The 19861-nt window shown below is 47.2% G+C and carries 16 protein-coding genes; 5 read left to right on the top strand and 11 right to left on the bottom strand.

The window, feature by feature from the left end:
• Window positions 1-735: 735 nt before the first annotated feature.
• The 3 genes from FCN51_RS01510 to FCN51_RS01500 are packed head-to-tail and all read left to right on the top strand — an operon-like array spanning window position 736 to window position 4972.
• Window positions 736-1425: a DotD/TraH family lipoprotein gene (locus FCN51_RS01510; RefSeq protein ID WP_124296520.1), complete on the top strand. Its 690-nt coding sequence runs from the start codon at window positions 736-738 to the stop codon at window positions 1423-1425.
• The gene (locus tag FCN51_RS01505; RefSeq protein ID WP_160255861.1) at window positions 1426-2442 is read left to right on the top strand and encodes a type IV secretory system conjugative DNA transfer family protein; all 1017 of its coding nucleotides are present in this window, start codon (window positions 1426-1428) and stop codon (window positions 2440-2442) included.
• Window positions 2443-2464: 22 nt separating this feature from the next.
• On the top strand, window positions 2465-4972 hold the full coding sequence (locus tag FCN51_RS01500; protein WP_160255860.1) for a PilT/PilU family type 4a pilus ATPase: 2508 nt from the start codon (window positions 2465-2467) through the stop codon (window positions 4970-4972).
• Between the two features lie 102 nt (window positions 4973-5074).
• Here the strand turns inward: FCN51_RS01500 and FCN51_RS01495 are convergent, their stop codons facing one another.
• Together FCN51_RS01495 and FCN51_RS01490 are read right to left on the bottom strand one after the other, a co-directional pair.
• Window positions 5075-5989, bottom strand: coding sequence for a hypothetical protein (locus FCN51_RS01495; RefSeq protein ID WP_160255859.1), 915 nt, complete (start codon window positions 5987-5989; stop codon window positions 5075-5077).
• A gap of 278 nt (window positions 5990-6267) precedes the next feature.
• Window positions 6268-6651 (bottom strand): helix-turn-helix domain-containing protein, encoded by a 384-nt coding sequence (locus FCN51_RS01490; RefSeq protein ID WP_160255858.1) that lies wholly within the window; start codon window positions 6649-6651, stop codon window positions 6268-6270.
• A 165-nt stretch (window positions 6652-6816) separates the two neighbouring features.
• On the opposite strand from FCN51_RS01490, the gene FCN51_RS01485 reads away from it, so the two are divergent.
• Together FCN51_RS01485 and FCN51_RS01480 are read left to right on the top strand one after the other, a co-directional pair.
• Window positions 6817-8148, top strand: coding sequence for a type II toxin-antitoxin system HipA family toxin (locus FCN51_RS01485; RefSeq protein WP_309402350.1), 1332 nt, complete (start codon window positions 6817-6819; stop codon window positions 8146-8148).
• Between the two features lie 13 nt (window positions 8149-8161).
• Window positions 8162-8590, top strand: coding sequence for a hypothetical protein (locus tag FCN51_RS01480; protein WP_160255856.1), 429 nt, complete (start codon window positions 8162-8164; stop codon window positions 8588-8590).
• On the opposite strand, the gene FCN51_RS01475 is transcribed toward FCN51_RS01480, so the two are convergent.
• The 9 genes from FCN51_RS01475 to FCN51_RS01435 all read right to left on the bottom strand — a co-directional run bounded on the left by FCN51_RS01475 (window position 8584) and on the right by FCN51_RS01435 (window position 19848).
• Window positions 8584-9120 (bottom strand): hypothetical protein, encoded by a 537-nt coding sequence (locus FCN51_RS01475; RefSeq protein ID WP_099542260.1) that lies wholly within the window; start codon window positions 9118-9120, stop codon window positions 8584-8586. The genes FCN51_RS01480 and FCN51_RS01475 overlap by 7 nt on opposite strands.
• 32 nt (window positions 9121-9152) lie before the next feature.
• Window positions 9153-9866, bottom strand: a complete 714-nt coding sequence (locus FCN51_RS01470; RefSeq protein ID WP_160255855.1) for a type 4 pilus major pilin — start codon at window positions 9864-9866, stop codon at window positions 9153-9155.
• Window positions 9867-10022: 156 nt separating this feature from the next.
• Window positions 10023-11132: a type II secretion system F family protein gene (locus FCN51_RS01465; protein ID WP_160255854.1), complete on the bottom strand. Its 1110-nt coding sequence runs from the start codon at window positions 11130-11132 to the stop codon at window positions 10023-10025.
• A gap of 29 nt (window positions 11133-11161) precedes the next feature.
• Entirely contained in the window at window positions 11162-13072 is a 1911-nt protein-coding gene (locus FCN51_RS01460; protein WP_124296509.1) for a GspE/PulE family protein, read from the bottom strand.
• Window positions 13073-13118: 46 nt separating this feature from the next.
• Window positions 13119-14174 carry a hypothetical protein gene (locus FCN51_RS01455; RefSeq protein WP_160255853.1) on the bottom strand — a complete coding sequence of 352 codons (1056 nt, stop codon included), beginning with the start codon at window positions 14172-14174 and terminating at the stop codon, window positions 13119-13121.
• Complete coding sequence (gene pilO2 / locus FCN51_RS01450; RefSeq protein ID WP_160255852.1) at window positions 14164-15735, bottom strand: type 4b pilus protein PilO2; 1572 nt, start codon at window positions 15733-15735, stop codon at window positions 14164-14166. The genes FCN51_RS01455 and pilO2 overlap by 11 nt, the downstream gene beginning before the upstream one ends.
• Window positions 15736-15748: 13 nt before the next feature.
• On the bottom strand, window positions 15749-17566 hold the full coding sequence (locus tag FCN51_RS01445; RefSeq protein ID WP_309402348.1) for a secretin N-terminal domain-containing protein: 1818 nt from the start codon (window positions 17564-17566) through the stop codon (window positions 15749-15751).
• A gap of 3 nt (window positions 17567-17569) precedes the next feature.
• A complete protein-coding gene (locus FCN51_RS01440; RefSeq protein WP_160255849.1) occupies window positions 17570-18550 on the bottom strand; it encodes a TcpQ domain-containing protein in 981 nt (326 codons plus the stop codon).
• Window positions 18551-19002: 452 nt separating this feature from the next.
• Window positions 19003-19848: a DNA N-6-adenine-methyltransferase gene (locus FCN51_RS01435; protein WP_236661130.1), complete on the bottom strand. Its 846-nt coding sequence runs from the start codon at window positions 19846-19848 to the stop codon at window positions 19003-19005.
• Window positions 19849-19861: the final 13 nt, after the last annotated feature.

Here is a 19861-nt window from a genome sequence, read left to right as displayed (position 1 = left end):
GTAGCACATATCGCGCTAGGAATGGATAATGTACCGTACATCACGGTACAGCACTCCAAGGACGAATGGGGCTAGTATTGATCTCGTGGGTAGAGGAAAAACACGCATCCTCTGTGTTTTTAGGCGCCGGAAATCGCATTTTTCTGGGCCTTGGAAAGATAGTTCCAGTCTGACCTTTTGTACTGTGGGGAACAGTACAGTACTCCATTGCGTCAATTTTTTAGGTATCGCTCTCAGATCAGGAAGATCTCGGGGATCATTTGCTCACACTGTTCCAAAGCGCCTCAGGATGCCGAGGTCTATGGATTTATTCATTCCCCACTTGGCTAGTTGGTGCAGCATGTATGACTGGATAAAGTGACATTGTACAGTACAGGAACAAGTGAAACGGGTAATGAAAGGGTCTGGACAATGTCATTATTCGGTATCTGACCTTATCAGGTCATACAGTACAGTACGACTTAGCAGACAAATCCCGAATTAAAGACGCATAACCTTTTTGGGTCTGGCCTATAAACCTGGTTGGTGGATGGAGACTGTTCGCGAGCAATTTAACCTTGCCCAAAAGTCTATGCGCAGAATTTTGGCCTGTACTGTTATATGTCGTACAGCGAGATATTTTATCTGGCCTTTCTCTTGTGCGTTTAAGCTGCATTTAAGCCTTGAATTTATGTCTTTTGGACTGTTTCCTTGAGGTTGAAATAACCATAATCATTGCAATGGAATTCAGAGGCCATGCCGTTTTTGAAATCTCGTTTTTTCCATATGGCCGCCGCTTTATCTTTTACGAGTTTCTTGGCTGGATGTGGGGGAGAAAAGTACGAAACTTACCGCGCCCCATCACCCATTGATGTCCCATATTCCCCGGAAATAAGAGAAGAAGCGGATCAAATGCTGGCAGAATCCGCAGCAAGAGTTAAAGACGCTCAGACGAAATTGGCGATGGTTGCTGCTGCCAGAACCCCACCTCCGGCATCTAGTGTTGATGAGTCTTCCTTGCCGCCAGAACTGCAAAGTAAAACCACAGTGGACTTTACCGGGCCGGGATACGAGATAGCTAAAAGTCTGGCACAGAGTATTGGTTATGGGTTTATTATGACCGGAGGTGATCCTCTTATTCCTGGCATTGTAACAGTTCAAATGCAGGATATGTCCGTGGCAAAGGTTCTGGAGGATGTCGGGCTCCAAGTTCAGCAGTACGCCACACTTATTGTCGATCCATCTCAAAAAAGGATCGAATACAGAAATGAATCTGCCCGGCGCAAAGACTACCCTTCAAGCGCACCGAAGCCGCAAGCCAGACCGGTTAAAAAGGGCATCGCCAAAAGAAAGTCGGTTACAAGATTCAAACCTGCTGATTGTAAGTCATTGTCGACTTCTAGCTCCTTGCCGGCCGGATTTGTCGCGGCAGGTGGAGGAAACTGAATGCATCATCGCCGCCTAATCCCAGCTTATGCTGTTGCCGCAGTCTCTCTATTTTTTTGCGCTCCTGCTTTTGCTGATTCCGGTGACGCTCCTGAAGATATTTATAGTGTTGATGGCTCAGGCCGACCGTTGCCAATCAACCCCACCTATAGGCCGGGTCAGTTAAATCAGAGGCCAGTGGCTCTTCCAAGTCTGCACGATTTGGAAGGTCTTAAAGGTGGCTCTACTGATAAAATGTCTCAGAAAGAGCAATTGCATATGGGGGCAATGCGCGATGCTGCGATCTCATATGGATCTAGAGTTGGGCATGCCTGGGGATCTCAACAGGTCAATGCGATGCTTGATTCAAAAGCCGGCGACTTGTCAGTCATATTCGATTTTAACCGTCTTATTGTAGTTCAACCTGGCGGTGTCGCAATTCTTCCCCCCGTTATTTCGGAAAGTCAGGACACTTTTGAACAATCTGATGCCGGGGCGTCTGTGCGTGTTGCAGACAGATATTACAGAATACTGTCACCTGCTAGACTAGGTAAGACAGCCCCAACATGGGCAAGCTATCTGCGTCAGCATGTTCCCCAGAAAGCGCCTGCACTCCCCTCTGAAGAACTGCTTCCAAAGAATGATTCAGAAAGAAGTTTATGGAAAGCTTATGTCCATCAGGGATGGGATGAGGGCCAGCACCTCGCCTTTATGAATTACAAAAGAAGTCTTGCGCGCCTGGAACGCGATTATAAGGGAATGGTGCGGTACAAGCTTCTTCTGGAAGAAAATAAAGTGAGCGCGCCGAATGTCGCCACAGGTGATCTTGGTGTCACCGGCACAGGCATGGATATGCGTGAGAATGACCGTACCTATCGCATCACGGCACCTTCTCTTCTCAATGTAAGGCATCCTGAAAATGAAAGAGCGGTACCGTCACAAGATCCACCTGAAGCCGCGGCTATCCCTCCGGGCCATGTGAGCATGGAGAACCTGCCAGATCAGAATAAAGATCCTTGGCCTGAAGCAACTCCATAATGAGTTAAGTGAACCTGCGAAAATGTCTGATATTGAAGATGATGAATCTCTCCAGATAGCTAAAGCCATCGAAGCCGAAAAGACGAAAAATTTATTTTCAAAGGGAGCAAGCATCGGCTTTTTCCCGGATTTCCCGCCACTTCTCATCGGAGAAGATATCGACACTGTTTTGGATTGGTGCATCCAGAACCAGGTTAAAGATACAACGATTGAGACGGGAAAACAGATCTGGGTGCTCGTTGGCGGGCGCCGAGAGGCCATAACCCATCGACGTCTTGATGCCGATGAAGTGGCAGGAATTCTCAATTATTTATACAATGCAGATAATGCCGCCGGTATGGTCGCTGGCGGTGACCCCATTGATTTTGGTTACAATGTCAAAATCGGGAAAGATAAAAAAAAGAAAATCAATCTACGTGTAAATGCGACCGGAGGGCGCTTTTCTAAGACTGGAGGTGTGGCGCTACAAATCACACTGAGGTCGACATCTGATAAGCCCATTCCTCTCGATTACCTTAATGTTCCTCCCGATATTCCGCGCTATTTTAGAGCTGCCCAAGGCCTTAATATTATAGCCGGGCCAACTGGTTCAGGTAAGTCTGTCTTGATGTCTTCTCTCATTGATTGGAGGTGTAGGCAGAAGGGGGCATATGAGAAAGTAATCGAATATGCGGAACCGATTGAGACTTCATATCCAGACAATGAATACCCGGATAGCGAAGTGTTCCAGAGTGAAGTCGGTAAGCACATCACTATCAAGGGGAAGATAAACCCAGACCCTGCGCTAATGTGGGCGGCAGCAACAGCCAATGCCGTGCGTAGGGGGCCATCTATCATTGTTGTTGGCGAAGCCCGCGGCTACGTGACGATGGATGCCATGCTGCGTGCTGCCCAAACTGGACATCTTGTGACATCAACTGTTCATACAATTGGCGTCGCAGAAACGATTAGTCGTATCGTCATGGAGTTCCCGATAGAAAGTCGGAGAACTGCAGCTCTCGATCTATTGGCAGCTCTTAATTTAGTCGTCTGTCAGTTGCTCGTCCCTAGAATTGGTGGGGGTGTTGTAGCAGTTCGCGAGTACATGCTCTTTGATGATCGCATCAAATCAATCTTGCTGGCTTCGGACTATGCTGATTGGGCATCCATTATCAGAGAGGTTCTCAAAAGCGGGCGAGCTATAGGTCAGACCATGGCGCAGGACGCCTCTAAACTCATGTCCGAAGGCTTGATAACCTGGGATGTATGTGAGTCAGTTTCGGCGCGAACAAGTACTGACACACCGATAGAGAGATTAGCTCGTGCTCCAAATATTTTAGAGAGGATTGAGGAAAGAGAAAAAAAACCATCGGCTGATAGCTCTTCCGATAGCTTGGATATGATCCGGTTTTTGAAGAGGCTTCAGGATGACAAGGCCGATGATCTCATACTTAACGTAGGTATTCCCGCGAAGCTAAAAGGGGCTAAAGGAACCTTCAATATTTCCTCCTCTCATTTAACTGACAAAGCGATGGATACTATGGCCGGGAGTATGCTTCTGGCCTCTCATTTGTCATCATTTATCAAAACAAAAGAGTTCAATCGTTCACTGGAATTGCCGGGAATAGGTCGTTTCCGTGTGAATATGTTCGTGCAACTCGACCACACTGGGATGGCTATTCGTCGTATCAGTACGGAAATGCCGACATGTGAACAACTTCACTTACCGGAGATTTTAAGACAGATTGCGTTAATGCGACGCGGGATATTCCTCGTAACTGGTGAGACAGGTTCAGGTAAATCCACCACTTTGGCAGCACAGATTAATTGGCGAAATAGACATGCCGAGGGTGAGCATATCATCTGTGTCGAGAACCCTGTTGAATATGTCCACAAGCCAATAAACTGCATCATTACTCAGCGCGAAGTAGGACGTGACACGGAATCTTTCGAGGCTGCGATTGTCGCGGCTTTGAGACAAAACCCTGATTGCCTGCAGATTGGTGAAATCAGGACCCTGGAAGTGATGAGGCAGGCTCTCATCGGATCCGATACAGGTCATCCAGTCTTTGGTACCCTGCATGCAAATGCTGCTGACGTGGCAATAAATCGTATTATTGCTCTCTTCCCTTATCAGGAAAGAGAGATGGTTTTTCTAACCCTTTCCTTGAATCTTAAAGGGATTATGACACAACGCTTGTTGAAAAGAGCAGATGGTGAGGGTCGCGTTCTTGCATCAGAAATGCTGCTGAACAAAGGCAAGGTGACTGAACTGATCCGCAAGGGGAAAATACACAAGATCAGGGAAGTTATGCGTCACTCAGATGAGATGTGGACCCTTGAGCAATCCATGGCAGATCTCGTTAAAGCAGGTCTGGTAAATCTAGAAGATGCCCTTGCCGAAAGCGATTGGCCGGAGGAACTGATGTCTCTGGTCTCACCCTCCGCCACCGACAAAACTAACACTCATATTCCGTTAGAGATCTCAGACGATAATACTCATGCAGATCAAAATGGCGATGAGGATGAGTTAGGCGAGCCAGTGATTTAAGGGGACTGTAAGAGTGCTGCTGCCTGTGCGGCAGTAAAAGACAAGATATGAGTCCTTCTATCCGTCTCTAAGCTGCCTGTGCGGCAGAAGTGCCTTTTTGTATCAGAATGGCTCAGGGCTTTCAGCTTCTATTTCAGGATCGGTTTCATCGGAAGTCGGGATAAAATGGTTGGGCAAGATGACCTTATTAGGGTTCTTGTTAAGGAAATTTTCCGATATCTGGACGTTGTCGCATCCTAGGAGGTCAATATAGTCCCCGACATCAATGGTATCAGGGATTTTTTCCAAATTCTTGCAATCTTGCAGACTTAGCCACTTTGTAACGTAAAGGTCTTCTGGCAATGAAGTCAGTTCATTGCATTTTCGTGCGACTAGCCATCCGTCTATCTTCAGCCCTTCAGGCAGAGACATGATGGAAGTTTCACTGATATTGATTCCTCTTTTGACCGAAATATCTGCAGGCAAATGTTGAAGGCTATGGCACCGAATTAGATTGATTGAGAAGGCTTTGATGCCATTATCCAAATGCTGAAGTGAAAAGCAATCACTGGCCTCTAATGACGCTCCAACGTGGACGCGCGAGATGGATTTCAGAGATCGACACCCGCTTAAGGAGAGATGCCCTGGAATTATGCCAGGAACATCAAATACCACCTCGTTGAGTTTGGTGCAGCAATCTAGAGATAAATTCTCTCCAACGACCATTTTATCCGCCACGAAAGACGTCAGTCCGTTGCAGTGAGAAAAATCGGCAGATCCCCCAACAAGTATGTTCGGGCCAATATGGCTGAGTGAACCGCAACCCTTGAAGGTCACATTGCCATTTACCCGGAGGTCTTGGATCGATTTAAGGCCCTGACACCCCCTCATATCCAGATCGCCATTCACTACAAGGCCAGGGGGCAGGGACTCAATTAAGTCGCTGTTCGCTTTGGTACCGTCCAATATAATGCTTCCGTCCTTGCGGAAGGCTTCAGGGAATAAAGCACGGAACTCTTCTATGGTTTCCAGGCGCATTGATGCCCACCCCTATTTAATTAGGATTTTGGGCACAATTAATTCTGCCCTTCATGGGAAGGGTAAGGAGCGTTCATGCAAGGCACAAAGGAGCGGAAGCCTTGTGCACTCAGGATTGAGCACTGATCTGCTAACCTGCCTCCAGGCCCTTAGTTAGCCTGGAATTTCTCCTGCCTCTTGGCTTATCAGGGCGTATTAGCGTGAGGCCCTGCTCCTGCACTTCCCTCCGGCTCATACGGAGGGAAGGAGGGGCTTAGCATTAGGTGGAACACTGAGTTTCAGTCATCACTGGATAGCAATTTTTCCACCTCTGCGAGATTCTCTGGATCTAAGTTTAACTCAAAGTTTTTATGTGCCGTCATGATGGCCTTCACCTTATCAAGGTGCTGGCGGTATTTTTCGTTCCCAACACTCGTTACCTCGACAAGCTCAAGTGAGTGAATCCGGTTTGAGGGGTCTGTCGTTTTTTCCGCATTCAGATTAATGCCGAGAATGCAAAAAGCCTTCATAATCAACCCAAGCTCGGCTGAATCATTGCCTTTTTCGGTGCGGATTACCCATTGCCTCGTAACATCCATTCGTTCGGCAAACTTGGCCTGTGTCCATCCTTTGGCTTTCCGTGCCTCCCGGATGCAGATTCCAGCTTCATAAGATGACTTCATTTGCACGTCATCTCTCCATTATGTTGAGAATCATTGACCGTGATCGTGTAACCTATTCTGAACATTCATCTGATGTAATCTAAAACGAACATTAGTGCAATGTTCTATTTGTATTACATCCACTACAAAGCTACATAGAAACTCCGCGAATGGGAAAGGTATCCGATGATGGTCGATTTGGCAGTTCTCGTTTCAGGAAAGGTGTGCGCCCGCGCGACAGATAAGGGGGGATCACCACGGATTTTCTATGACATGGATTCAGAAGGGGTTCGAGAAGGGCATTCTCTCTCTCTTTCGATGCCACCACAAAAAGAAGCTTATGGTGGAGGTGTGGTTGTAAATTGGCTTAGGAACCTACTGCCTGAAAGCAAACAAGATTTAAGGGCGATCGCTCAGGATGAAACGGGTGATCTACCGGTTTGCTCAGTGAATAATCCTCTTAGATTGCTTGAAAAGATAGGTGAGGATTGTGCTGGTGCTGTGCAAGTCGTGCAGGAAGATCGTATCGCTAAAGTGAGGGAGGAAGGGGGAATTATTCCGGTTTCTGAAGATGAAGTAGAAAAGATGATTCATGATATCCGTTCTGGCAGATCTGTAGCTGGTAGGATACCCGAACACAACAATGGTCGATTTAGTTTGGCTGGGGCACAAAAGAAAACTGCGCTGAGAAGATTGCCAGATGGGTCATGGGGCATTCCCTATGGTAAAGAGCCTACAACGCATATCATGAAGCCGCCTATGCCTGATATGAAAGGTCAAGTCGAGGCTGAGCACTTCTGCCTCACATTATGCCGCGGGATAGGGCTTTCGGCTGCAAAAAGTGAGGTTCTTCAATTCGGAAGCGAGAAAGTTATTTGCGTTGAAAGGTTTGACAGGTGGCGTGACGAAAAAGGTGATGTGCATCGCCTTCATGTCGAGGATATGTGTCAGGCTCTAGGCATTGATCCGGCTCGAAAGTACCAGAGTGAAGGCGGCCCAGGAACTACCGATATTAGTGGGCAAGTGTTGAGCCGGTCTATGGACCCTGATGTGGATCGGGAGGCTCTGATGCGCGCGATGGTTGTTAATTGGGTACTGATGGGTACGGATGCTCATGCAAAAAATTATTCGATTTACATTCACCCATTGGAAACATTGCAATCGGAACAAAAGGTGAGTTTGGCGCCTTTATATGATGTCAATACGTTTGCACCATATGAAGGAGCTTCCTGGTCCACCAATTCAATGTCTATGTCGGTAGATGGGAAATACGTGTTCTCAAAAATCCATAAAAGACATTGGCAGATGGCTTGTGAAAGAGCAGGGTTTTACCCTCCTGATGGACACGATAAGTGGCTGGAACAGACTGTGCGCAGTATCAGGGATGTTGTTCCAAGTGTTCTAGGCATAATGCTTAAGGAGGGGCTTGATCCTGAATGGATGGCGAAGATATCTAAATTGACGCAAAATCGGGCCGACATGATCCTTAATGATATGTTTCGTTCATCCTCGACATGAGAGGTAGCCCTGAATGCCGTTAAAATCAGAGATCGTTAATGCCCTACAAGGCCGTAACAGAATTTCTAAAGAAAGAGAAGAAAGGCAGTGGAAGGCCTTGCAGCATGCAATCTCACGCCTGTCTGCATTGGCAGGCAGACAGGAGGGTAGAGATCTAAGCTTTATGGTCATCAGTCACATTGTGTCTGAGACCGGAATGGAGTTTTTGCCAGATGAGATTGTGCCTATAATTGGAGAGCTTGTTCGCCGCAAAATTCTCAAACCGAAACCTTGGATATCTCAAGATTCTTCAGAAGAAATTTATCTGGAGCAGGGACAAAGTTATAACTCGCTAATTGATGTTCTGTCCGGCAAAGAGTGCGCGGTGAACCCTGAAACAGGATTGTTCATCCGATCTGAAGATATCTTTTTAACATTTGAAGTGTGTTCAAAGGATCAGTAAAGGTAGTCAACCTCTGTTTCCTGGACTACAGCGCCATCAGGAATGTCCACCCCGGCAAAAGGTGAGGCTAAAGGTAAAGGCTCACCACCTGGGACATAACCAAATTCCTGTCTGCTGGCATCATAGACGCCAGAATGGACAGTATCCCATGTTTTTGTGCGGATATAGTAAGCAACGAGACCTGAGAAGTTGACTGGGTAATTTGCGTCTATCGCATCTGGTGTCCAGTAGGTAACAAGCCATTTCCCATCAGTTACACTGGTAAAAGTGCCTTCATAGGAGATGGACTGACCCATTTCTAGAGATGCAATGTCAGGTGTGACTATTCCTGAGGGGCACTTATTAGCCTTGACTGTGCTTCCAGTGGTAACTGGCCAGCATTTTTCGAGACTAAGGCTATGGTAGTGCTCCATCTGGAGGGCAACAACAGATGCCCTCCGATCGGCTTCTTCTTCTGAACTTGCGTCCGTTAACGGCTTCATCGAAAAAATGGCCATTAACATGAACAGCAAGATGTAGAAGATATACATTCAATATACTAAGAATAGAGGAAGAAGCCGGATTAGTTACCCGGCTTCATTACATAAACGAATGTGAATGTGGTGCTGTCATTTCCGCTTGCAGCGCATGCCCCTTCAGCTTCGTTTGCAGTCATAGCTGGCTGTGCGCCTTGCGTGCCGTTGACTGACAAACTGATAATATCACCGCCAAGGTGCTTTGTGGCGAGTGATTCACATGCACCTGCTGTAACGCCAGGTACGGTGATAGTAAGAGAGTCATTGGACTGATCGGTCGTTGCAGGTTCAATTGTGACCGAAGAGTTGAACGGGGAAATGATCTGATCTTGGTTGGTGTCCGTGTAGGTTTTGGACAAGCCATCCTTGGCAATGGCGCCAACGTCAATGTTACAGCCGTTCCCAGAACCATAGTCACCATTAGGGCAGAGATCTGCCGCAGATTGGTTAATCTGGGCCAGCATCGTAAGTGTGGACTGCACTTTCTGGCGCGTAAACATCGTGCCGATTTCAGTCACAGCGAGGCCAACAAGAAGGGCCACCACCAGAAGGCCTGCGCCAATCTGAAGGGGGGTGTAACCTGCCTGATCCTTGCGAGAAGAAAGATTGTTCTGGTGGTTGCCCAGCAGTCTTTGCATTACGCTCGGCACGACAGCACTTCGGCTACTTGTGGAAATGTAATGTCCATGACTGCCGGTGGAAATGGAATGTCCATTTTTTCCCTCCAGACAGATTGCTCCTTCTGCATCGACATCATACATAGACGTACATCCTAGATATTTGCCCCATCCTGACGATGATGAGCCGGTATAGGTTACGGGATAACCGGCACGAGCAAGATCAAGTAAGACGTGGCCGGCATTACTTTATAGATGTTAAGGAGAAATAAGGCCGGAATCCAAGATAAAATGGCCTTGTTAGTTTTGCGTCATGAGTTGTAGTTCAAGCAAGGATAGTACAGCCCCAAAGAAGGCGATGACACCGTAAAAGAAAAGTTGGATTATCACTCCAAGGGTAGAAATTGTGTTTTGTGTTTTTTGAACCCCGTCCTTGAGCCATTCTCTTCCAACGATTTCTAGCTTTTCGTCAAAAGTGGAAGGGTTTCTGGCGTAGGCCCGGAGCACGATCGTTGTGTCTTTGGAAGGGAATTCCAGTCCAGATTCATAAAGAGCATCGCCGAGATTTTTGTTACCAAGCGCAAGGATATGACGTGTTGCCATGATGCGCTCCATAAGCCATGGGCTTGCACCTTTGGTGAGTAAGGTCAGGATATTGTTGTCAGAAACCCCCGACCTTTTAAGGGATGAATAAGTGAGTAGGAAGCTTCCGCCAATAAGGATGCGGTACACAGACCAAGGTGGGATATTATCAAAAGTAACTCGTATCCGCCCTGTCCATCGAGGAATAGAAAAAATTATCGCGATAATAATAAAAATCATGATGAAGACGGCAGGGATAAATGTCTGAGCAAGATGCTCACTTAGCCAGAGAGCCACATAGGGAAGTCCACCCCATTTATCCTCTGGCAAAATTGTTTTGAATTGTGGAATAACGTCTGTCGCAAAGACGTAATACAGTGCAAAGGACATGACCAAATACATGGCCGGCTCCTTAAGAGCGCCTTTAATAGCGGACTTAATAGCCTGTTCGCCTTTCATGATAAAAATTACATCACGTAAAGCTGCTGCGATATTCCCAGTTTTGCCGCTTGCAGAAATAGCCATTCTCTCACGGGCAGGAACCCATTCGGCCACAGCATCAGAAAGAGGCACGGTTCCTCTAATTTGGTCGTACCAATCCTTTGTAATGTAGGCGAGGAGTTTATTAGGCTTCTTTCCGTCTTCTGAGGTGATTTCATATACGAGGGCCAAGGCATCATTGATTGAGTTGCCTTGAGACGTAAGGCTTTCCAACATCTCATAGACTTTGATGCGCTTGCCAGCATTAAATCTAATCTTACGGTATTGGAGCATCATAGATGCAATATCTATATGCAGGCCAAAAGGAAGATTGAGGTTTAATGCCATTAGTAAGGTTTACCTGTTAGATTGTCAGATCACTGAATTGAAGCGCCATACCATTTTTCGGCTTTCTCACTTAAAAGCCGGGACGTTCTCGCCAGGTCAATTTCATTCGGTGATTCCACAACCCCAAGAAGATCGCGAGGATCGATAAGGCCAAAGCAAGCTTTGAAAAGGCAGTTTTCGGCGAGAGATGTGCCATTAAGTTTTTCTAGCCAATATTTTTCAGCGTCTTTGTCTTGCCCTTTTCTCAGCAATTCCATGAACTCCTGATCTGGCTCAATGACCTCCGCGATGATAGTCGCCCCGGATTGTCCATATCGGCATCCTCGCTTCCCGCAGCCATAAAGCCTTTCAGCCATATCAGGGTTCACCATTTTAAGCTTAGGGAAGTATTCTTCAGGAACAAAGTTTTTGACGCTTTCGCATTCAAATTTCGTTCTTTTATTCAGTCTTATACCTTCTTCATAAGATAAACCGCAATGTGGACAAATTACCCCTACGAGCCTTTGAGAGACCCATAGCTTCATTATTGATCCGTCCAGTACATTCAGCCGATCCACTCCCATATCTATGATACGTCTTGGAATGGTTAATGCCCTACTGCAATGTGTAGTGGTCATCATCAGATGACCTGTTCTGGCCGCCTGAATGGCCTGATCAGAGGATGGCCCGTCACGCATTTCCGACACTACAAGAACATCAGGATCTGAGCGCACCATGGCTTTCAGGCCATCTTTGTATTTTGAACTCGGAACGGAGGTCTGACAGGCGCCAATGATTGGTTGTTCAACGGGATCTTCGAGAGTGTTAATTGCTATGCGCGTATCGCGCTCATAATAAAGGATTGTCGCATTCATTGTCAGGGTGGTGGTCTTACCTGAACCAGTCGGCCCAGATAGGATAAGCATTCCATCCTTTTTCTGTCTGAAACGTCTGAAAGCATCATCCTGATCTGGAGTGAAGCCAGCCTTTAGGAATGGAGCGTCTTCAATTCGGATCCTTTTTGGTTCCTTATTAAGACGAATGACGACCTGTCTGCCTTCATCGGATAGGGGGTTCCAATGAAGGCGTAGGCTTTCGATACCTCTGGGGAGCGTAAACTCACCAGGCCGCATATTTTTATCCTGAAACTGTGAGGTGTCGTAATGGCTATCGCCTTCCGTAGCTACAATCGCGGCGATGTGGTTCAGCCTTAAACCTGTTTCATATGTCTCGTGTTGGAAGGGACGAATTTCGCCGTAAATGCGGAAACTGATACTCGTACCCGCTTTCGTTGCGTCTATATGAATATCGGATGCGCCGGCTTTTGCTGCCTCATCATATATCTGGAACAGTTTCTTTTGGATGCTATTGAGTTCTTCGCCTGTAAGGCTCTGGCCTCCAGCTTCACCCATCAACTGTGATGTGCCAAGACTGTTGATTATGGCGATCGTCTTGATCGGAACAGTGACGTCACCAGTAATTATATAGCCGCTCTGTTCGATGAGGGTTTTAGCTTCAACGACGATTGGATCAAAACGTTTTTTGTCTGGATAGATAAATTGCCCTTTTTTGTCGTTCCCATCCCCTGCATCCAGCACGAAAGCTGCCATTTCCCGGTGTCGGTTTTCAAACCCGGAAACCGGGGTGCCTAGGCCAGTGATAATGGTGCGATCTTCCTCTTTGATATTATCAATCAGAGAGTCGACGTCTGTCTGGGATTCAATTTTACGCAGTAGGGTCTTGGTTTCTGTATTCTGGTCGCTGCCCTGTGCAATGTGAGGTGTTCTTCGGCGTGTGCGAGCTTCTTTTTTTTTAGTCGATGTGTTGTTTTGCGGCTTTGTATCTGTTGTGAGCCAAGCGATGGCGGCGTTAATCCGCTGCATCCAGCCCTGGATTACATTCCCATTTTTCTTTTTTGAACTCTTCTTTGATTTTGAGTTCTTATTTTTTTTCTTAGGCATGAATAATCATCCATTATTTGTGGATGAGCCTTGCCGATCAAAGGATTTATCCATTGAACGGTGGTGCCAATGGAGGGGCGAGACTTGGCTGATAAGCATGATTGTTTTGAGTATGGGTTTTCTTGCTTGTCCGGTTTCCACCTGTCGATTGGGATGAGGCTTTGTCATTGTTTTCAGCAGTTTCCGGGGAAGGTCGTTCTCTCGGTACAGAATCTCCCCAGGCCAAAGGAATAATACGACCGGAGTGTGAATCCTTGATGGTCACTGTTTTTCCAGAAATGCTGTTGATAGTCACACCATCCTGCACCATGTCACCGGTCGAGACTTTCATCTCACCGGAATAGGGGACAAGAATATTAGCTTCCATCCCTCCGTCATATGTGGCGTTAGTGCTTGTAACTACAGGGTAAGGATCTTGCTGCTGGCTTTTTATGCCTACAGAGCCTTTATTGGCAGTTTCCAAGGATTGCTTGAGGGATGCTATTTCGCTCTTCAAAGTCTCCAGATCATGATCATTGTCGGCATTTCCATGATCTGAACCCTGAGATTGACTTTCTCCCATACCTTTTTTGGCATCAATTGTTTCGCCAGCGGCTGCTTGTTCTTTGTGAGGGTCAAAAGCTTCGGCCCACGTTTCGATAGCGACTTTAAGGCGCCGTTTTCTGGCGTCCAAAAGTTTGATCTGTTTTTCTTCTTCAGTCAGTTGATCAATCAGGGTTTTGTCTGATGGACTTAGCTTGGTCGGCTTAAGGTCCCCATCGCCTATAGAAAGACCTTTCAGGCGGTCTGAAATCTGGCCATTCATACGATTTAGAGTTGCTTCTACCCTGCCATTTTCCTGAGATATGGGCTGACTGGCCAGAGGGAGAGAAGGGGGCGGAGCGGGGCGCGGTTTGCCTCGGCCACTATCAACAGACATAAGACTGGCGAAGGGCACTCCAGCGTTAGGCTCTGCAGTGGCGAAATTTTCGTTGTTTGATGTATGCTGTGCTCCAGTCTGTTTATCGTCAATCGAAGCAGCCGACGCAAATGATGAAGCGCTAACAATAGCCCCTCCCGCGAGGAGAATAATCAGACCACTCGACAAGATTTTATTGGGCACCACTGTTCACTCCTGACTTACTGGCTGACTTCATTCCACTGGAATTGGGTACTGGAGCCTGATTTTTACTTTCAGTAGGAGCACCACCTCCAGCTTCACTCTTCTTGATTTTTAGTTTTGCCCTATGTTCTTCTAAACTCTCCTGAGCGAAAATTACCCCTGAGATAACTGGTATAGGTAGTCTTTCGTAAGCCGTTGCCGAAATTTTCCATGTTAAAGTATTTGGGTCAAATGAGACCTCATCCGCCCTAAGGGCCGGAATTGGTGCGATATATTGGTACAAGTCTACAGGATCAAAGGATGTTTCAAAGGAAAAAGAGACATGCTTTTCTATGCTAAAGCGATCCGTTCTCCCGTGTGTTCCCGGCTTACGGTAAGTCGTTCCCACGATTGTATCTGAAGTGATTGGGACACCACGTTCTTCGAAGTTTTCAATAAGGTGACGCCTAATAACGATTGTTGAATCAGTTTTTATGTCGTGGCCCATGACATTTTGCTTGGGAAAGTGAAAATGAACAGGTCTCGACACAACGAAGTTTTTGCCAGCCTCTTTTATGCTTGGATGCGCATTGCCGACATTAAATTCATAGGGGAGCCAAGAAATAGAGCCATATGTTCGATCCAGAATGGATTGGATCTCCCAGAGGTTGTCGGAAGGATCAGTGTCATTGACCGGTCGACAAGAGATAACCTTGGTGTTCCATCCTGCCAGAACAATCGGGGTCTCTTTGATCGCCTCAATGCAGGCATCTATCGGGTAAATTCCATGCACAACTCCCTCCCAGGGGAATACTGGCAGGGGGACAATAACTCCGACCTTCTTGTGTTTTTGCTTGGCCTTCATTTCAGCTAAAATTGCTGCTTTTCGCTTACTCTCCTCGTGACGTTCGTACATCCAATAGATGCCGCCGATAACCACGCCGAGGATTACGGTTGCTGTGAGATAATTTACGAAGTTGCTGCTGTCCGCAGATTTAAGAGTGATGCTGAATTTTTTTACATCGGAGAACAGGTCTAGGAGAGTGGTCGTCGTCAGTTCGGCGTCTTCTGCCATCGAGATTTCAGAGGAGATGTCCTCGAATTCTTGACTGACAATGATCTGATCCCACTCAACCTCGTCAGAAAGAAGTTCAGCCAGTGCGGAACGAGCTGCGTCAAGGCCGTTGATCAAGCCATCATGAGATGACAGGATCGCACCTTCTCGTATTGCGACCAGGTAGAACTCGTCATCTGCCCCTTGGTCTGTATTGAGACAGGCGAGGATATTGCTTCCATCAGCGACCTGTAGGAAGGCGGTCGCCAGTGGTGGCATCTTCGGCTTCTGGTGATCCGCTGTAGAGCCAAGGCCGCACTGAATTGAGGATCCGTCAACGTATTTGTTCAGACAGTATAAGTCGCATCCCGTAGCGTGGGCTTGACGTTTGGCGCTTTCCTTGGCTCGTTCATGGGGAATGAAATACCAGGTTAGGCCAATAGCGAACTGTTTCCCTCCGACATCGAGGAAACTGCCACGGTGCTCGGTGTTGTCTCCCGAATTCAATGAAGCATAGGCGTCAGCCATTTAATCCTCCAGATTAGTAGGAAAGGGCTGGTTCGTCTTTGCCGTCCCCATCGGAGGTTATCGTTTTGGGGGCATCAGAGAAGATAACCGGTGTAACGAGCACAAGATAAAGGGTCTGCACATGCTTGCCGACCTGCGAGCCACCTAATCCAAGGAAGTTAGCACTTCCGACACCGCTGGCTGATGTATTGTTCGCATCCTGCATGAACCCGGCCATTACTTCGGTGCTACCAGACGGTATCCTTACCTGATTGACGCTATCCTTATAGTCTACGTCCTTCAGCATCAGGGATACTGACTTGTCAGGGGTTGTATAATCATCGAAGCCATAATTATCGGAGCCGGTACGCTCAGAAAGGTTTGTAGCGAACTGCAGGAGAACATGGTCCCCATCCCCAGTTATCCGCGGCAGTACCATCATAGAAAAGCCAGTTGTCAGATCATCCACGTTAACCTGAGTTCTCTGTGTGCCGCTAAGGTCACTGCTTGAGGTTGTGGAGTCAGAAACCTGCATATCCTTGACGTAGCTCTGTGTGTGAGCAACCTGCAGGGGGGCTGGCATTCCATTAAGGGTCAAGACGGTGCCCATGGATCTTGTCCGTACTCGGGCTTGCGTTCTTACTGCTGATGCGATGGCTTCACTAGCATTGAATTTCGAGTTCGGGTTTGTCATCGACACAGTAAAGGAGCTGATACCTTCTACTGCTGCGGCGGTGGGAGATGAGTAAGACAATCCATATTTAGATGCCTTGTCGAGGATGCCTTTGAGGTTAACACTGGTATCATCTGAATCTGTAAAGGTAAGGGCCATCAATTCCACTGATATGCCGATTTCCTTACTCAAGCGTGCATTCTGGCCTTCAAGAAACCGCTCTACCTCCGCCATAACGGAAGGTGGCGCAGAAACCGTAATCGTGCCTGTACTCATTGTCGGAGAGACACGGCCGTAATCTGAAACTATAGAGCCCAGCGTCTTGGTGATTTCATCCCATACGGCAATCGATATTTTAGAGGAGAGGGTGTCAGTGGTGGCAGCATTCTGGCCACCAGAACTCGACCCACTTGAAGATGAACCGCCAGAATTCATGGCGCTGTTCAATTCATTGGCGGAGGGAAGCGCGTGAACAGTAAATGTTCTGGTGATCATCCTGAAAAATCTGATCTGACCTTCATCAAATTCCCAGGATACTGAAAAGTGAGACGCGACAGATGAAAGGAAATCGTCAAGAGAGCCGGAGTAATTGCTAATGCTCATCGTGACGGGAGATTGATGTTCCTCTGTTATCGCCCCTCCCATTCCCATATCAGAGAGAAGGGAGTTCATTCCCTGATTGTTTACAGGGGTCGGAGCCATTGAGACGGTAGGCATCATCCCGCCGCCTTTTCCGCTGCTCCCTGACCCTCCACTTTTAGGAGTAACACCTTGAGCCATATCTAGGATTTCAGGTGCGAATGTTACGGGGATATGCGTTTGCTCAGTAACAAGTGCGGCGATCTGGTAGAGGGGGATGGCTTTAGGATGGTTGTATTTAAATGCCCCTGGCTTCAGCCAACGGCGAGGCAGAGGCACCCCATGCTCAGATCTTACGACCTTTGTGCCAACATATGCCCCTTGCATATAGTGGGACGCCTCAGAGTCATCATCACCACCTCTCAGGGCGTTGTGCATAATTTCAGTTGAATCTTTGATCGTGGCGGAAGAAGCCCGGTTCCCTTGCTCTACCGTGTACAGTCCAGAACAACCCGTTAGAGTTAGGGCTGATGAAGAAAGGAGCACTACGGACAGGAACGTGGAGAAATGCTGCCGCAAATTCTGCTTTAATGAGCGCATATTTTAATCCTGTAGTCCTCTGTGCGTGACAATGACTGCTGTTCGGTTTTTCCAGAAGTAGATATCTGGGAAAGGTTTTTCCGCCCCGGCCATTTTGATCTGCTGCTGGATCTGATGGATCATAGTCCAGGCTGCATGGGGAAACGTGCCTTCAAAGTCGCTGTCAGCACTGACCTCATAGAGCATCCGAGTGTCGTAAACGACTTGCCAGCCGGCCTTCTCGCCCCATTCTTCAATGATGTCAGAGAGATATTTCCCGCCTGTTGCATGCCATATCTGGGAAGGCGAACTATTGTTGTCCGCCATCTCAGTTGATTTTGAACTCCCAGTGCTCGATCCATCAGGTGAATAATCTTCCCCGCCTGAAGGATTGATTGGAGACAGGGAAGGGCTATCTACCTGATGAGCCAAACTGGAGGATGAAGCTCTCAAGTCGATTGGCTTTTGTGGTGCCTGAGTAGCAGCTACTGCGTACGGCTTATTTGACGGCTGAATAATTGGGGTAGGAGATGATATCGGTGGTGGAGAAGGCGGGGCAGTAAGGAATGTTACGCCCGGCGCCCGAATGGCGGCACTTCCTCCAAAAACTATGGGCTGCGGTTTAGAAGGTGAGTAGGATGATGAGGCGGTGGTGGTCGGGCCGCTGGCACTATCTGCCGCGGCGTTTAGGTTTCTAACTGAAACTTCATATCCACTTACGTTGAAGCCGTAGTCAGCTCCACTTTCTGAATGGATTGAATTAAGCGTCTGTCGCCAATCTGCGGATCCAGTCCATGACACCTTATCAGAAGGATCAACTCCCCCTGTGATGGCAATGTTGTATCCAGAAGGCACAATCAATTTTATCGCATCATACAGAGGGACTGAATGACCAAACCCATGCGAACCGCTGGAACGCGCAAATGCCTGGGAAGAATTAAGTGGCGCATAGATGGCTGTGCTCACAAAAAGGCTAAAAGCCAATAGTTTACCATTAAGCCCCATTCGAGATTTCCGCCTTCGCAATCATCCAGTCTTATCAAGGCCTATGATAACGAAAAATAGCCTTGATTCCCTATTGAAAGAATTCCGATCAGAGACCTTAAAATCAAGGTTAAAAGACTTGTCGGTGTAAGAATTCATAAAGGACGAATGATGAGTATTGAAATTAGTCTTCAGAACAAAGCAAAAAATTGATTGGAGAACCAGTTTTCACTTCCTGAAGGGAGAAAATCTCTAAAAGTCAATGATGCGGTAGTATCGAAAGTTACGACTGATGCCATCACCCCACTTGTGATGTCACTTACTTCATTGTCTGTGGGAATTCTGCGAGATGAACTGTATTTTATGGAAGGGTAATCACTTTTATTTTCATTAGATTTATACGCACTATTAGACAAAAACTGATCAAAATGGTTCGAGTTTCTGCCTAATATCTAGCTCAATATGGGATTAAATTAAAAGGCAGCCTGATAAAGATCGAATTGCTCTTTCTTAAAGCCTACTCTTGCTACAGTTTGCCTGATTTTAGCTTTCCAGTTTGGGTTTGATTTGGCTTTAGGGTGATCAGCCACAAAGCCATATAGGTCTGCCATAGAGAAGCTCTTCTTCTTCATGCTTTGCACGGCATCGATAATTACTTCTCGCCACGTAGGAATAAATGATTGATCATTTTCCGTATCATTGGATGATCCAGAAATGGCATAGAGCATTGTGACACGGTTAAGGGGAATAGCTGCTCCAGGCAGCACGCCATCAAGCAGCAATTCCGCATCGCTTTCTCCATAAGAGACCAATGCAAGTGGAGCGCCACAATTCTCCTTTGATACTGTGCCATCACCGTGATGAAAGTGAGGACGGCCCTTGAGAAAAAGGATAGCTGATGCCTCACTCCAGATGGTTTTGAAATAAACTTCAGTTTCAACGCGAGCGAATAGCAGAGCCAACCCATGATTATGGTGAGCCATTTTGCTCATCCATTTCATGAGGCCGGAATTTGTATATGGCGGATTAAGCCAGATCCGTCCGAACCAAGGTAAAAGAAGGCCATCCTGCTTTGGGGCTGTGTAGTGTGTTTCTGCCGTAGGCCACAGGTTAGGATCGGGTGCAGAGCAGGGGTCGAGGTCAAATTTACCTAGAGGCTCAAGGATATCCCTTGGCGTTAACCAGGTTGTTGTTCCAGGAGCAGATGAGTGGTGAGAGCTCATACCCCTTTTTCTAGGGGACTTCTTCGGGTTTAAATCAGGACTTGCAGAAAGATTTGGGGTTTTTGGGGCTGCTAGAAATGTCTTTTGACTTGCCATCGTAAAACTCTAC

The sequence above is a fragment of the Acetobacter pasteurianus genome (genome assembly GCF_009914215.2).
Classification (GTDB): domain Bacteria; phylum Pseudomonadota; class Alphaproteobacteria; order Acetobacterales; family Acetobacteraceae; genus Acetobacter; species Acetobacter pasteurianus.
The sequence above is the reverse complement of the archived record's forward strand: the minus strand, read 5'-3'. Positions and strand labels throughout refer to the sequence as shown.

Coding starts and splice junctions, on each gene's coding strand:
- pilO2 (WP_160255852.1), bottom strand. CDS start 15,735: ATGGCTGACGCCTATGCTTCATTGAATTCGGGAGACAACACCGAGCAC.
- FCN51_RS01495 (WP_160255859.1), bottom strand. CDS start 5,989: ATGCGCCTGGAAACCATAGAAGAGTTCCGTGCTTTATTCCCTGAAGCC.
- FCN51_RS01505 (WP_160255861.1), top strand. CDS start 1,426: ATGCATCATCGCCGCCTAATCCCAGCTTATGCTGTTGCCGCAGTCTCT.
- FCN51_RS01435 (WP_236661130.1), bottom strand. CDS start 19,848: ATGGCAAGTCAAAAGACATTTCTAGCAGCCCCAAAAACCCCAAATCTT.
- FCN51_RS01485 (WP_309402350.1), top strand. CDS start 6,817: ATGATGGTCGATTTGGCAGTTCTCGTTTCAGGAAAGGTGTGCGCCCGC.
- FCN51_RS01510 (WP_124296520.1), top strand. CDS start 736: ATGCCGTTTTTGAAATCTCGTTTTTTCCATATGGCCGCCGCTTTATCT.
- FCN51_RS01490 (WP_160255858.1), bottom strand. CDS start 6,651: ATGAAGTCATCTTATGAAGCTGGAATCTGCATCCGGGAGGCACGGAAA.
- FCN51_RS01445 (WP_309402348.1), bottom strand. CDS start 17,566: ATGCGCTCATTAAAGCAGAATTTGCGGCAGCATTTCTCCACGTTCCTG.
- FCN51_RS01475 (WP_099542260.1), bottom strand. CDS start 9,120: ATGTATATCTTCTACATCTTGCTGTTCATGTTAATGGCCATTTTTTCG.
- FCN51_RS01500 (WP_160255860.1), top strand. CDS start 2,465: ATGTCTGATATTGAAGATGATGAATCTCTCCAGATAGCTAAAGCCATC.
- FCN51_RS01480 (WP_160255856.1), top strand. CDS start 8,162: ATGCCGTTAAAATCAGAGATCGTTAATGCCCTACAAGGCCGTAACAGA.
- FCN51_RS01440 (WP_160255849.1), bottom strand. CDS start 18,550: ATGGGGCTTAATGGTAAACTATTGGCTTTTAGCCTTTTTGTGAGCACA.
- FCN51_RS01460 (WP_124296509.1), bottom strand. CDS start 13,072: ATGCCTAAGAAAAAAAATAAGAACTCAAAATCAAAGAAGAGTTCAAAA.
- FCN51_RS01470 (WP_160255855.1), bottom strand. CDS start 9,866: ATGTATGATGTCGATGCAGAAGGAGCAATCTGTCTGGAGGGAAAAAAT.
- FCN51_RS01465 (WP_160255854.1), bottom strand. CDS start 11,132: ATGGCATTAAACCTCAATCTTCCTTTTGGCCTGCATATAGATATTGCA.